Consider the following 12,503-nt stretch of genomic DNA (forward strand, 5'->3'; position numbering starts at 1 on the left):
CGCGATCAGGCCTCCTGCAGGCGTGCATAGGCGTCTTCGATGATGTCGTTGAATTCACGTGCCAGCTTGGGGCCGAGGCGGCGGTCGATCTCGTCCTGGGCGCGGCGCCAGCGGGGGCGCGCCTCTTCCAGCTTGGCCTGGCCGGCGCGGCTCAGTTGCAGTGCGAAGGAACGTTTGTCCAGCAAGGCTTCTTCCGGCAGGTCCACGGTCTCGACCCAGCCGGCCGCCATCAGCGGCTTGAGGGCGCGACTGAGGGTGCTGCGGTCCATGCCCATGTCCTGCGCCAGAGTGATATTGGCGATCGGGCCCTTGCGGCCGATGCGGCTGATCAGCGAATACTGGGTGATGCTCAGGTCGCTGTCCTGCAGGTGGTGGTCATAGATGATGGTGATCCTGCGCGTGAGGCGGCGCAGGGGCGCGCAGGTACAAATATCCTTGCTCATGGGCATCCCGGTCGTCAGTAGATACAAACCCGACAACCGGGATGGCCGGCCGTCTGATCGCAACAACTATGCATATGCATCGATGTATGCGCATCATATGGACGGTGCGACGCCAAGTCAAGCGCCTTGCTGCGCTCGCGCGGTCCGGCGGGAATGTTTCCCAGGATCACGCCACCTGTTCGGTGCATGCATCCCGACCACCCTCCCGCCGGCCCATTTCATTTCAGGTTGAGGTCCTTGCGGATGGCCGCATCCACCGGGCCGGCCGGCATGAAGCGGCGCAGCTTGCTCAGCAGCGAGGCCTGTCCCTTGGGCGTGCGGCGCATGCGCCACTTCGGGTCGAGGGCGGCCGCCACGATGGTCTGGGCCACCGTCTCGGGCAGGGGCGCATGGTTGACGTGGTGCGCTACCGCAGCCCCTGCGGCCTGCCGCTGGGCGTCGTAGGCGGGAATGCGGTGATGGACCTTGGGTGCGTTCAGATCCAGGCTGGTGCGGGTATAGGCCGGCTCGATCAGCAGCACGCGCACGCCGAACTGGCGGGTCTCATGGTCCATGCTTTCCGACAGTCCTTCCACGGCGTGCTTGGAGGCGGCGTACAAGCCCATGTAGGGCGCGGGCAGGAAGCCCAGCACCGAACTCAGGTTGACGATGCGCCCGGCACCCTGCTTGCGCATCTGGGGCAGCACCGCCTGGCTGGTGCGCAGCAGGCCCAGCACGTTGACCTCGAACAGGGCCTGGGCCTCGGCCGCCGAGGTCTCTTCCACCGCCCCCACCAGCGACATGCCGGCGTTGTTGACCAGGATGTCGATGGCCTGCTCGCGCTGTACCACCTGCTGCATGGCCGCCTCAACGGAGGCAGTGTCGCGCACGTCCATCTCGAGCAGGGTCACGCCGGTGATGCCGGCGGCACCCTCCAGCTTGCGTACGGTGCCGTACACCTTGTGGCCGCGTTCGGCAAAGCGTTGCGCCGTTGCACGGCCAATACCGGACGACACGCCGGTCACTACCACTACCTTGATGGGGGACATGTTGCTACTCCTCGTATGGGTTGATTCGGGTCAATGGAAAAGACTTTCTTCGTACCGGGTGGTGATCTGCTGCACCACCCGCCGCGCGCCGCGCCCGTTTCCCATGAAAGAAATCGAAACAATTTAGCGTTCGGTAAACATCTAAAAATAGATTATATTAGAACTCTAAATCGCGCAAGCAGATTTGAAAAGGAGTTCAAGCCATGAAGAAATCCAAGCAGGAAACACTGGATACACGCAAGCGCATCCTGTCCACAGCCACCCGCATGTTCCTCGCCGACGGCCTGGCCGAGACCGGCATCGCCAGCATCATGAGCGCGGCCGGCCTGACCCAGGGCGGCTTCTACCGGCACTTCCGGTCCAAGGAGCAGCTCATCGCCGAAGCCAACCTGGCCGCCAATGACCGCATGTTCGATTTTTTCAGCCAGGCGCTGGCCGGCCTGCCGCCACGCCAGGCGCTGGCCACCGCCGTGGACATGTACCTGAGCCAGCTCGATGGGGCGGAGTGCGGCGGCATGTGTCCCCTGCCCAACCTGGGCAGCGAACTGCGCCGCGCCGATCGCCTGGTGCGGGGCGCCGCCATGGCCGGCTACCAGCGGCTGGTGCAGTTCTTCCAGATGCTGGCGACCCGGGCCGGTGCGCCCGATCCCGCCCGCCTGGCCGAAGCCGTGGTCACCACCATGGTGGGGGCGGTCATGCTGGCGCGGGTGGCGATCAACGACGACAGCCAGCAGGCCATCCTCGCCAATTGCCGCAAGACCCTGCACGCCATGCTGCCGCCGGTCGCGGTGGCGGACTGAGCTTTCCGGGCAGCAGCATTGTGGTATCCGGACCCCGCCCGGAAGAAAAACCTTGAACAATTTAGAGTTCGTTGATAATCTATATTTAGTGGTTAGATGTACTCTAATGTTCGCTGGCCAGCGCCAGTACCGCACCATCCCTTTCTTCCGAGGCCCTCATGAAAACCCTGCTCCCCCGTTTGCCGCGGCGCACCCTCCTCAGCGCCACGCTGCTGCTCTCTCTGGCCGCCTGCGGCCATCCGCCCCCACCTGCCGAGAGCGTCGCCAAGGTGGCCTGGACCACCGTGCAGCCGGCCACCACCGAGCGGGTCAGCTTTACCGGCGTGGTGCATGCGCGCACCGAGAGCAAACTGGGATTCCGGGTGGCCGGCAAGATCGTGGAGCGCCTGGTGGACCCGGGCCAGACCGTGCGCCGTGGCCAGGCCCTGATGCGCATCGATGCCGAGGACTATGACCTGGCCCTGGCCGCCGCCCGTGCCGCCGTGGAAGCCGCCCAGGCGCGCCAGGTGCAGGCGGTGGCCGAGGAAGCGCGGCTGCGCAAGCTGCTGGAACATGGCGCCGTCTCCAATCAGGCCTATGAACTGGCCAAGGCAGCGGCTGACGCCGCCGTGGCGCAGACCCGCGCCGAAGCCGCCAAGGCCCGCGAGACCGAACATCAACGTGACTATGCCGTCCTGAAAGCCGACATGGATGGCGTGGTACTGGCCGTGCCCAGCGATGTCGGCCAGGTGGTCGCCGCTGGCCAGAACGTGGTGACCCTGGCCCGCGATGGCGCCCGCGAAGCCCTGATCTATCTGCCCGAGCAGGAACTGGGCATGGCCAGGCGCAGTGCCACCGCCTCGCTGTTCAGCGATCCGGACAAGCAGGCCCCGGCCACCCTGCGCGAACTGGCTGCCGTGGCCGATCCGCAGACCCGTACCTACCTGGCGCGCTACGCCCTGGGTGGCAGTGCCGCCCACGCCGCCCTGGGCGCCACCGTCACCATCCATGTCGCCACCCCGGCCGCCACCGGCGTCACCCTGCCCATCAGCGCGCTGGTCGATCAGGGCAAGGGCAGCGGTGTCTGGGTCATCGATGCCAAGACCAATACCGTCAGCCTGCAAGCGGTGAAGGTAGAGCAACTGGGGGCCGAGCAGGTCCGCATCTCCGACGGCCTGGTCACCGGCCAGCGCGTGGTGGCCATGGGTGGACACCTGCTCAAGGCCGGGCAGAAGGTAGCCCTGCTGGCGGAAACCCGCATGGGGAGCGGAACATGAGCGGCTTCAATCTCTCCGCCTTCGGCGTGCGCCAGCGCGCCATCACGCTGTTTTTGATCATCGCCGTCAGCGTGGCCGGCATCTTCGCCTTCTTCAACCTGGGCCGTGCCGAAGACCCCAGCTTCGTGGTGAAGGTCATGACCATCGCCGCCTCCTGGCCCGGCGCCACCGCCCAGGAAATGCAGCAACAGGTGGGCGACCGCCTGGAAAAGCGGCTGCAGGAACTGGAAGCCTATGACCGCGTGGAAACCGCCGCCCGCCCCGGGCTGGTGACCATGAAGCTCTACCTCAAGGACGACACCAACGCCAAGACCGTGGAGGAACAGTTCTACCAGGTGCGCAAGAAGCTGGGCGACGAAGCCGCCAACCTGCCGCATGGGGTCTACGGTCCCTTCATCAACGACGAATACTCGGACGTCTATTTCTCGCTCTTCTCGCTGGAAGCCAGGAAGCTGCCGCATCGCCAGCTGGTCCTGCAGGCCGAGGACCTGCGCCAGCGCCTGCTGCATGTACCGGGCGTGCAGAAGGTCAATATCCTGGGCGAGCAGCAGCAACGCATCTTCGTCGATATCTCCTACCAGCGCCTGGCCACGCTGGGCATCAAGGCCCAGGCCATCATCGATGCGCTGGGCAAGCAGAACAACGTGACCTCGGCCGGCTTCGTCGAGACCACCGGCCCGCGTGTGCAGTTGCGCCTGGATGGCGCTATCGACAGCGTCGAGGCGGTCAAGGCCATCCCCATCGTGGGTGCCGATCGGACCGTCAAGCTGGGCGACATCGCCGAGGTGCGCCGCGGCTATGAAGACCCGGCCAGTTTCGTCATCCGCACCCAGGGCGAGTCCGCGCTGGTGCTGGGGGTGATCATGAAAAAAGGCTACAACGGCCTGCAACTGGGCGAAGACCTCGGCAGCTTCCAGCACAAGATGCAGGATGAACTGCCCACCGGCGTCGCCCTGGAACAGATCGCCGACCAGTCCAAGGCCATCAAGGCCGCCATCAATGAATTCATGGTCAAGTTCTTCATGGCCCTGGCGGTGGTGATTGCGGTCAGCCTGGCGACCCTGGGCTGGCGCGTCGGCGTGGTGGTCGCGGCCGCCGTGCCGCTGACGCTGGGCGCGGTGTTCGTCATCATGCTCATGACCGGGCGGGTGTTCGACCGCATCACGCTGGGCGCGCTGATCCTCTCGCTGGGCCTGCTGGTGGACGACGCCATCATCGCCATCGAGATGATCGTGGTGAAGATGGAAGAAGGCCTGGACCGCGTGGCGGCGGCCACCTATGCCTGGACCGCCACGGCCGCCCCCATGCTCTCGGGGACGCTCCTGACCATCATCGGCTTCCTGCCGGTGGGCTTCGCCCGTTCCACGGCGGGCGAATACGCCGGCAACATCTTCTGGGTGGTGGCCTTCGCGCTCATCACCTCGTGGGTGGTGGCGGTGCTGTTCATTCCCTACATGGGCGTGAAGATGTTGCCCAACATCGCTGTCAAGGCCGGTGGCCACGACGAGATCTACAGCACGCCCAACTACGTGCGCCTGCGCAATCTGGTGCGCTGGTGCGTGGACCACAAGTGGCTGACCGCCGCCGTGACCGTGGGCCTGTTCCTGCTGGCCGGCGTGGGCATGGGGTCGGTGCAGAAGCAGTTCTTCCCCAACTCCGAACGTCCTGAACTGACGCTGGAAATCAACCTCCCGCCAGGCAGCGCCTTTGCCGCTACCGACGCCGTGGTCAAGCAGATCGAAGCCAATCTGCGCCAGGAACCGGAAGCCGAGATCGTCTCCAGCTACATCGGTCAGGGCACGCCGCGCTTCTTCCTTTCGATCAATCCCGAGCTGCCCAACCCGGCCTTTGCACAGATGATCGTGCTCACCGCCGGCCCTGCCGAGCGCGACGTGCTCAAGGAAAAGATCCGCAAGATGATCGCCGAAGGCCGCTTCCCGCAGGCACGGGTGCGGGTGAGCCAGTTCGTGTTCGGCCCGCCGGTCCCCTTCCCGGTACTGTTCCGCGTGGTCGGTCCGGACCTGGACAAGGTGCGCGACATCGCCGAGCAGGTGCGCGTGGTGATGATCCAGAACCCCGACATGCGTGATGTGCACATGGACTGGGGCAACCGTACGCCCACCGTGCACCTGAGCCTGGACCAGGAGCGTCTGCGCCAGTTGGGCCTGTCGCCGCGCGACGCCGCCAACCAGTTGCAGGCCATGCTCAACGGCATCCCCGCCACCCAGGTCAGGGAAGGCCTGCGCACCGTGGATGTGCTCATCCGCAGCCCGCACGCCGAACGCAACAACCTGGCCGACCTGCGCAATCTGGTGCTGACCACCGACACCGGCGCCAGCGTGCCGCTGGCCCAGGTGGCGCGGCTGGAAACGCGGATGGAAGATGCCGTCCTCAAGCGCTATGACCGCGAGACCTACATCGCCGTGCAAGGCGACATCCGCGACGGCACCCAGCCGCCCGACGTGACCCACGCCATCCTGCCCAAGCTGGAGCAGCTCAAGGCCAGCCTGCCGCCGGGCTACCACATCGATACCGGTGGCTCGGTGGAAGAAAGCGCCAAGGCCGACAAGGCGCTGGCCAAGCTGTTCCCGCTGATGATCGTGCTGATGTTGACCGTCATCATGCTGCAGGTGCGCTCCTTCGCCACCATGTGGATGGTGTTTGCCACCGCCCCGCTGGGCCTGGTGGGTGCCGTGCCCACGCTGCTGGTGTTCCATCAGGCGTTTGGCTTCAATGCCATCCTGGGCCTGATCGGCCTGGCCGGCATCCTGATGCGCAACACGCTGATCCTGGTGGACCAGATCCGCCATGACCTCGACGCCGGCCTGTCGGCCTACGAGGCGGTGATCGAATCGACGGTGCGCCGTGCGCGTCCGGTGATCCTCACCGCCGTGGCGGCGATGCTGGCCTTCATCCCGCTGACCCATTCCAGCTTCTGGGGTCCGCTGGCCTATGTGCTCATCGGCGGTGTCGGCGTGGGTACCCTGCTGACCCTGCTGTTCCTGCCGGCGCTGTATTCGCTGTGGTTCAAGGTGCGCAAACCCTCGGCCACCGCCCCTCTGGTCAAGCATTCCGATTCCAAGGAGTTCGCATGAACGTCATCAAAAATCTGGGCGCCGCGTCTCTGCTGGCGACCCTGCTGGCCGGTTGCTCGCTGGCCCCCACCTATGATCGCCCGGCCCTGCCGGTGCAGACCAAGTGGCCGGCCGACCTGGCCACCACCACCAACGCCGGTGGCAGCGAGGCGCCGTCGACGGCCAGCCTGCCCTGGCAGCAGTTCTTCCGCGATCCGTCGCTGCGCCAGCTCATCAGCCTGGCCCTGGACCACAATCGCGACCTGCGCGTGGCCGCCCTGAACATCGAGCGGGCGCGCTCCCTCTACCAGGTGCAGTCGGCCGACCGCCTGCCGACGCTGAACCTGGGCGTCTCCGGCGCCCGCCAGGAAACCCCGAATGCGGTGGCCCCGGCCGGCAAGGGGGGCCTGACCACCGCCTACAGCGTGGGCCTGGGCGTAACCGCCTTCGAGCTGGATCTGTTCGGCCGGGTACGCAACCTGAGCGGCGCGGCACTGGAACGCTTCAGCGCTACCGAGCAGGCTCGCAAGACCACGCAGATCAGCGTGGTGGCGCAAGTGGCCTACACCTATGAAGCGCTGGTGGCCGACGAACGCCTGCTGGCGCTGGCGCGCCAGACGCTGGACAGCCGCACGGCCTCGCATCAGCGCCAGGTCAGCCTGCGCGAGATGGGTGCCAGTTCCGATTACGACCTGCGCCAATCCGATTCGCTGCTGGAAGCCGCCCGCATCGCCTTGTTGCAAGCCCAACGCCAGCGCGCCCTGGACCAGAATGCACTGGCCCTGCTGATCGGCCAGCCGGTCCCGGCCGGCCTGCTGCCGGCAGCCGACACCGACTGGAACAGCAGCGTCATCGCCGAGTTGCCCGCCGGTCTGCCTTCGGACCTGCTCACGGGCCGCCCCGACATCGCCCAGCAGGAAGCCCTGCTGCGCGCCGCCAATGCCAACATCGGCGCGGCCCGGGCGGCCTTCTTCCCGCGCATCAGCCTGACCGGCAGCTTTGGTTCGGCCAGTGATGCCTTGAATGGCCTGTTCGAATCCGGCAGCCGGGCCTGGGGCTTCCTGCCTTCGATCACCCTGCCGATTTTTGATGGTGGCCGTAATCGCGCCAATCTCGGCGTGGCCCAGGCCGACCGCGATATCGCCGTGGCCCAGTACGAGAAGACGATCCAGGTGGCCTTCCGCGAAGTGGCCGACGCCCTGGCCGGACAGGCAACGCTAGGCGCCGAGCTGCGTGCGGTGCAGGCCCAGGAGCGTGCCGAACAGCAGCGCCATGACCTGGCCAGGCTGCGCTATGACAGCGGCGAAGCCAGCTATCTAGACTACCTCGATGCGCAACGTGCCTGGTTCGCCAGCCAGCAGCAGACCATCCGTACCGGCCTGGCCGAAGTGCAGAACCGCATCGCGCTGTACAAATCACTGGGCGGAGGCTGGCAGGAACAGAGCAGTGGCAGTGGCAGTGGCAGTGGCAGCGCCACCGACAGGCTGGCCCGCAAGGACTGAGCACCATCCCCGTGGAGCGTCGCTGTCCGCCAAGGGGCAGCGACTTTATCCCGACAGGAGCCATCCTGCCGGGATTTTTTTATGGGCGGGCGGTGACCAGGTCGGTCTGGGTGGGAGCGCTCTGCAGGAGCAGCTGGACGGTGTTTTCGGCGTTGCCGACGATGGTATCGACCAGGGCCTGGTCATCGGCCATGCGGGCCAGCGAGACCGCGCCGACGATGACCGAGACGATGGACTCGGCCAGGCCGATGTAGTCCTGGTAGTCCAGCCGCATCAGGTGGGCGGCGAACAGCTTGACGAAGCGCGAATAGCCGGCCGTGACCACTTCCTTGACCTGCTGGTCGGCGTGACCCAGTTCGGTGGACAGATTGGCCAGCGGACAAAGCATGCGGGGGTCCTGGCCCATATGCTGGCGCAGGTAGTGGAAGACGATCTGCTGCACCGCCTCGCGGGGCGACATGCCGCGCGTGGCTTCGTCAAGGTTGGCAACGATGAAGTCGAAGGCCACCGCGTTGGCGTCGGCCACGAGGTGTTCCTTGGAGGTGAAGTGACGATAGAAGCCGCCCTGCGTCAGTCCGGCAGCGGACATGACGTCGGAAATGGCGGTGGCGGCGATGCCATTCTTGAGAAACAGCCCGGAGGCGATGGCGAGGATGCGCTTCCTGGTTTCGGCGGTTTCGGCGTTGGATTTGCGCATGGCGCTCTCCTGTCGATCAACTTCGAAAATAGATGATCATTGTACGCCAAAAGTTCCGCCCCCAGGCGGGCCCGCCGCGTGGGCGGGCCGAGGCATGACGCCGCAACTCAGCGGGCCAGCGCGTCCTGCAGGTAAACCGAGGACGACAGGGCCTGATGCACCTGGCGGCTGACTTCATCGACGAAGACCTCCAGCGCACCGGCTTCCAGCGCATCCAGGGTCTGGCGCACCACATCTTCGGGACGCGACTTGGGGGCGTCGAAGCCGCGGGTCAGGTCGGTATCGATGAAACCGGCGTGCACGCCCATCACCTGCGTCCCCTGCTCACGCAGTTCCTGGCGCAGGCCATTGGTCAGCGACCAGGCGGCTGCCTTGGAGACCCCGTAGGCCGCCAGCATGGGCGAATTGACCATGCTGATCACCGACAGCACGTTGACCAGCGCGCCGCCACCCTGGCGGGCCAGCACCGGGGCGAAGGCCTGGCTCAGGTTGAGCATGCCGAACAGGTTGGTGTTCAAGTGATCCTGCAATTGTTCCTGCGCACCGGCGTGCAGCAGGCCGCCTACGCGGGCGATGCCGGCGTTGTTGATCAGCACGCTCAGGTCGCCGATGCGTTCCACGGCGGCCTTGACCTGCTCGGGCTTGGTCACGTCGAGTTCGATCGGCTCCACGCCGGCCAGCTTGACCGAAGCGATATCACGCGCACCGGCATAGACGCGACGGGCACCGCGCTCCAGGGCTTGTCTGGCGAATTCCAGGCCCAGGCCGCGGTTGGCACCGGTCACCAGGACGACAGCGTTTTCGAGTTTCATGATCTTTCCTTTCAATGGAGTTCTGTGGGGTCAGTGAGGCCGGTCTGTCCGGCCTCGATCCGGGTTGGCAATCAAGCGTCTTGTGATCGGGTCAAATCAAAATATGATTATCATCATATTCATGGGTAAAAAAACAGGGCGCCACCCGATCCCGGGCGCCCTGGCTCAGTTTCCTGTTCAGTCTGCGTAGCGCGCCAGCAATTCGGCCCGGGTGGATGCCAGCAAGGCGCGTCCCTGCGGGGTGTTGCCCATCACCCGTGCCATCTGCAGCGCGCCGCTGAGGGTCGCGGCCACCATCCAGCTCGCCTGCTCGTCATGATGGGCTGGCAAGACCTCGCGCACCAGTTGCTGCAGGCTGTGGATGGCCTCGCGCGAGGACGCCATCACCTCCGGCGCCTGGCCGCGCATCTCGCTGCACAGCGCCGCCACCGGGCAACCGTTTTCGCAGGCCTCGATCTGGGCGTCGGACAGATAGGCATTGACGTAGGCCCGGAAGCGCTCGCTACCGGCGCCCGCCTGCTTGCCGACGTGGTTCATGATCAGCGTCGAGCTATCGCGGCTGGCATGGCTGAGCGCTTCGGCCAGCAAGGCATCCCGCGAGGCAAAGTGGGCGTAGAAGCCACCATGGGTCAGCCCGGCCTCCTTCATGACCTCGGCCACGCTGACGCCCTTGAAGCCGCTGCGACGCATCGCCCGCGCGGCGGCGGCCACGATGCGCTGGTGGGATTGCTCCTTCTTGCTGGGTGCGGTGGAATTCATGGAAGCACAATAGCACAAATATGATGATCATCATATTTTTTGCCGATTCCAGGTTTGCGTTGTACCTCCCGCGCCACACCGCAGAATTGAGCCCGGCCGTATCAGGTGCCCGGGTCTTGGCCAAAGGACTCCCGATAACGCTGCGGACTCACCCCCAGCACCCGCACGAAGGCATTGCGCATGCGGCCGGCGTCGCCAAAGCCGCAGGCGTAGGCAATCGCCTTGATCGGCGCGGTGCCATGCTCCAGCTGGGCGCGTGCTGCATCGACGCGGGCGCGCTGCACGAACTCGGCCGGCGCCATGCCCGCCTCGCGTGAAAAACTGCGGGAGAAACTGCGCAGGCTCATGCGCGCCACGGCCGCCAGTTCGGCTACCGACAGCGGCTGCCTGAGATTGGCCAGCACATGGCGATGCACCTCGGCAATGGGAGAATCGGGCGGCGCCAGATGATCCAGATACGGGCTGAACTGCGACTGGCCGCCGCTGCGTTGCATCACCACCACCAGCCGCTTGGCCACGTTCAGGGCCAGTTCGGCGCCATGATCCTGACGCAGCAGGTAGAGCGCCAGATCGATGCCGGCGGTAACGCCGGCCGAGGTGTACAGGCCCTCGTCCTGCACATAGATGCGATCGGCCTCGACCCGCGCCAGCGGACACAGCGCGGCCAACGCGGCGGCATCGTTCCAGTGGGTGGTCACGGTGCGGTGATCCAGCAGGCCGGCCCGCCCCAGCATGAACGCGCCATTGCAGATCGAGCCGAACTTGCCGGCACGGGCGCAGGCCTGGCGCAACCACGCATGGATGGCGGGATCGAAACGACGTTCCACCAGCGTCGGGCCACCGGCCACCAGCAAGAGGTCATCCTCGCCGTCGGCGTCGCGCCAGGTAAGGCCGGCGTTCAAGCCCAGGCCGTTGGAACAAGTCACTGCCGCGCCATCCACACTGACGGTCTGCAGGCGATAGCGGTCACCCGGCAGCAAAAACCGGTTGGCCTCGGAGAACACGTCCAGCGGGCCGGACACATCCAGCGATTGCACGCCATCGAAAATCACGACTGTCACTGTCTTCATGGGGGTTCGCATCAGGGGTCGGAAAACGGCATGCAGGCCTGCCCGCATGCCTTCGGCAGAGCGCAATTGTGGCACGCGCATGGGCCGGCCGCTGCGGCAGCGCCATTGAGCATCGGCCAGACGACAGCCGAATCCGGCCAGCCCCGGTGCTGGCCGGATTCACCTTCAGACTGGCCGAAAGTCCAGGCCGAATGCGCATCCCGGCTTGCGGTGGCGCCGCGATAATCCTCGCTCCCGCCGCACCGCCGGCATGACCACCAGGAGTTCTGCATGTCTTCCCCTACCCCCTCCGTTTCCCTGCCGGCCGAACGCGTCGGCCCGGCCTTCTCCGTGGACGGCATGCTGCTGGCGCGGCGCAAGACCCGTGAAGCCATCGCCCGCATCGCAGAGCGCGTCGTGCCTGGCATGGTGGAAGAAGACGCAGTGGCCATGGCCAAACAGGAGATGGCCGGGATGGGCCTGGCCCTGAGCTGGCACCCCACCCGCGTGCGTTTCGGGCGCAATACCATCAAGCCCATGAAACTGGCCTCCGAGCCCGGCGTGGTGCTGGGGGAAAACGATATCTTCTTCCTCGACATCGCCCCCCGCGTGGAGGCCTGGGAAGGCGATGGCGGCAAGACCTTCACAGTCGGCCAACATGCCGATTACGCACGCTGCGCCCGCGATGCCGAGGAACTCTTCCACCAGGCACGCCAGGCCTGGGACCGGCAGCAACTGAGCGGGCGCCAACTCTACGACTTCGCGGACAAGACGGCGCGCGCCATGGGTTGGGAACTCAATTTCGACCTGCCGGGCCACCGCGTGTCCGATTTCCCGCATGCGGCCATCCACACCGGTGCGCTGGCCGATTTCGAGCAGGCCCCGGCGACCATGCGCTGGATCCTGGAAATCCACCTGCGCGATCCTCAGCATCGCTTCGGCGCCTTCTTCGAAGACATGCTGCTGGAAGATGAGCACTACCCGCTTTGAGCCATGCCAGCCTGAGCGAAAACAAGAAAGCCAGCTCCGCGGAGCTGGCTTTTCTTCTTCCATCAATCAAGCAATCAGGCGATCAGGCAATCA

The 12,503-nt window shown here is 65.8% G+C and carries 11 protein-coding genes; 5 read left to right on the forward strand and 6 right to left on the reverse strand.

What is annotated here, in order from left to right:
* Window positions 1-5: 5 nt before the first annotated feature.
* Together HFRIS_RS12685 and HFRIS_RS12690 are read right to left on the reverse strand one after the other, a co-directional pair.
* The gene (locus HFRIS_RS12685) at window positions 6-443 is read right to left on the reverse strand and encodes a MarR family winged helix-turn-helix transcriptional regulator (RefSeq protein ID WP_039875611.1); all 438 of its coding nucleotides are present in this window, start codon (window positions 441-443) and stop codon (window positions 6-8) included.
* Window positions 444-661: 218 nt separating this feature from the next.
* Complete coding sequence (locus HFRIS_RS12690; RefSeq protein ID WP_006463767.1) at window positions 662-1,471, reverse strand: oxidoreductase; 810 nt, start codon at window positions 1,469-1,471, stop codon at window positions 662-664.
* A 203-nt stretch (window positions 1,472-1,674) separates the two neighbouring features.
* On the opposite strand from HFRIS_RS12690, the gene HFRIS_RS12695 reads away from it, so the two are divergent.
* The 4 genes from HFRIS_RS12695 (at window position 1,675) to HFRIS_RS12710 (ending at window position 8,103) form a co-directional block, all read left to right on the forward strand.
* The gene (locus HFRIS_RS12695; protein ID WP_006463768.1) at window positions 1,675-2,271 is read left to right on the forward strand and encodes a TetR/AcrR family transcriptional regulator; all 597 of its coding nucleotides are present in this window, start codon (window positions 1,675-1,677) and stop codon (window positions 2,269-2,271) included.
* A gap of 158 nt (window positions 2,272-2,429) precedes the next feature.
* Window positions 2,430-3,527 carry an efflux RND transporter periplasmic adaptor subunit gene (locus HFRIS_RS12700; protein WP_039875579.1) on the forward strand — a complete coding sequence of 366 codons (1,098 nt, stop codon included), beginning with the start codon at window positions 2,430-2,432 and terminating at the stop codon, window positions 3,525-3,527.
* On the forward strand, window positions 3,524-6,622 hold the full coding sequence (locus HFRIS_RS12705; RefSeq protein WP_006463770.1) for an efflux RND transporter permease subunit: 3,099 nt from the start codon (window positions 3,524-3,526) through the stop codon (window positions 6,620-6,622). Before HFRIS_RS12700 ends, HFRIS_RS12705 begins: the two co-directional genes overlap by 4 nt.
* On the forward strand, window positions 6,619-8,103 hold the full coding sequence (locus HFRIS_RS12710; protein WP_006463771.1) for an efflux transporter outer membrane subunit: 1,485 nt from the start codon (window positions 6,619-6,621) through the stop codon (window positions 8,101-8,103). The genes HFRIS_RS12705 and HFRIS_RS12710 overlap by 4 nt, the downstream gene beginning before the upstream one ends.
* A gap of 79 nt (window positions 8,104-8,182) precedes the next feature.
* Here the strand turns inward: HFRIS_RS12710 and HFRIS_RS12715 are convergent, their stop codons facing one another.
* The 4 genes from HFRIS_RS12715 to HFRIS_RS12730 form a co-directional block, all read right to left on the reverse strand.
* Window positions 8,183-8,800: a TetR/AcrR family transcriptional regulator gene (locus HFRIS_RS12715; RefSeq protein ID WP_006463772.1), complete on the reverse strand. Its 618-nt coding sequence runs from the start codon at window positions 8,798-8,800 to the stop codon at window positions 8,183-8,185.
* A gap of 107 nt (window positions 8,801-8,907) precedes the next feature.
* A complete protein-coding gene (locus HFRIS_RS12720) occupies window positions 8,908-9,612 on the reverse strand; it encodes an SDR family oxidoreductase (protein WP_006463773.1) in 705 nt (234 codons plus the stop codon).
* A gap of 177 nt (window positions 9,613-9,789) precedes the next feature.
* A complete protein-coding gene (locus HFRIS_RS12725; RefSeq protein WP_006463774.1) occupies window positions 9,790-10,371 on the reverse strand; it encodes a TetR/AcrR family transcriptional regulator in 582 nt (193 codons plus the stop codon).
* Window positions 10,372-10,472: 101 nt separating this feature from the next.
* Window positions 10,473-11,441, reverse strand: coding sequence for a GlxA family transcriptional regulator (locus HFRIS_RS12730; protein ID WP_006463775.1), 969 nt, complete (start codon window positions 11,439-11,441; stop codon window positions 10,473-10,475).
* A 270-nt stretch (window positions 11,442-11,711) separates the two neighbouring features.
* On the opposite strand from HFRIS_RS12730, the gene HFRIS_RS12735 reads away from it, so the two are divergent.
* Complete coding sequence (locus tag HFRIS_RS12735) at window positions 11,712-12,410, forward strand: M24 family metallopeptidase (protein ID WP_006463776.1); 699 nt, start codon at window positions 11,712-11,714, stop codon at window positions 12,408-12,410.
* The last annotated feature ends 93 nt before the right edge of the window (window positions 12,411-12,503 follow it).

The sequence above is a fragment of the Herbaspirillum frisingense GSF30 genome, assembly GCF_000300975.2.
GTDB classification, from domain to species: Bacteria; Pseudomonadota; Gammaproteobacteria; order Burkholderiales; family Burkholderiaceae_D; genus Herbaspirillum; species Herbaspirillum frisingense.

Bases quoted from the DNA above. Each gene is read 5' to 3' on its own strand.
- HFRIS_RS12710 (WP_006463771.1), top strand. From the start codon at position 6,619: ATGAACGTCATCAAAAATCTGGGCGCCGCGTCTCTGCTGGCGACCCTG.
- HFRIS_RS12735 (WP_006463776.1), top strand. From the start codon at position 11,712: ATGTCTTCCCCTACCCCCTCCGTTTCCCTGCCGGCCGAACGCGTCGGC.
- HFRIS_RS12725 (WP_006463774.1), bottom strand. From the start codon at position 10,371: ATGAATTCCACCGCACCCAGCAAGAAGGAGCAATCCCACCAGCGCATC.
- HFRIS_RS12720 (WP_006463773.1), bottom strand. From the start codon at position 9,612: ATGAAACTCGAAAACGCTGTCGTCCTGGTGACCGGTGCCAACCGCGGC.
- HFRIS_RS12715 (WP_006463772.1), bottom strand. From the start codon at position 8,800: ATGCGCAAATCCAACGCCGAAACCGCCGAAACCAGGAAGCGCATCCTC.
- HFRIS_RS12705 (WP_006463770.1), top strand. From the start codon at position 3,524: ATGAGCGGCTTCAATCTCTCCGCCTTCGGCGTGCGCCAGCGCGCCATC.
- HFRIS_RS12730 (WP_006463775.1), bottom strand. From the start codon at position 11,441: ATGAAGACAGTGACAGTCGTGATTTTCGATGGCGTGCAATCGCTGGAT.
- HFRIS_RS12700 (WP_039875579.1), top strand. From the start codon at position 2,430: ATGAAAACCCTGCTCCCCCGTTTGCCGCGGCGCACCCTCCTCAGCGCC.
- HFRIS_RS12690 (WP_006463767.1), bottom strand. From the start codon at position 1,471: ATGTCCCCCATCAAGGTAGTGGTAGTGACCGGCGTGTCGTCCGGTATT.
- HFRIS_RS12695 (WP_006463768.1), top strand. From the start codon at position 1,675: ATGAAGAAATCCAAGCAGGAAACACTGGATACACGCAAGCGCATCCTG.
- HFRIS_RS12685 (WP_039875611.1), bottom strand. From the start codon at position 443: ATGAGCAAGGATATTTGTACCTGCGCGCCCCTGCGCCGCCTCACGCGC.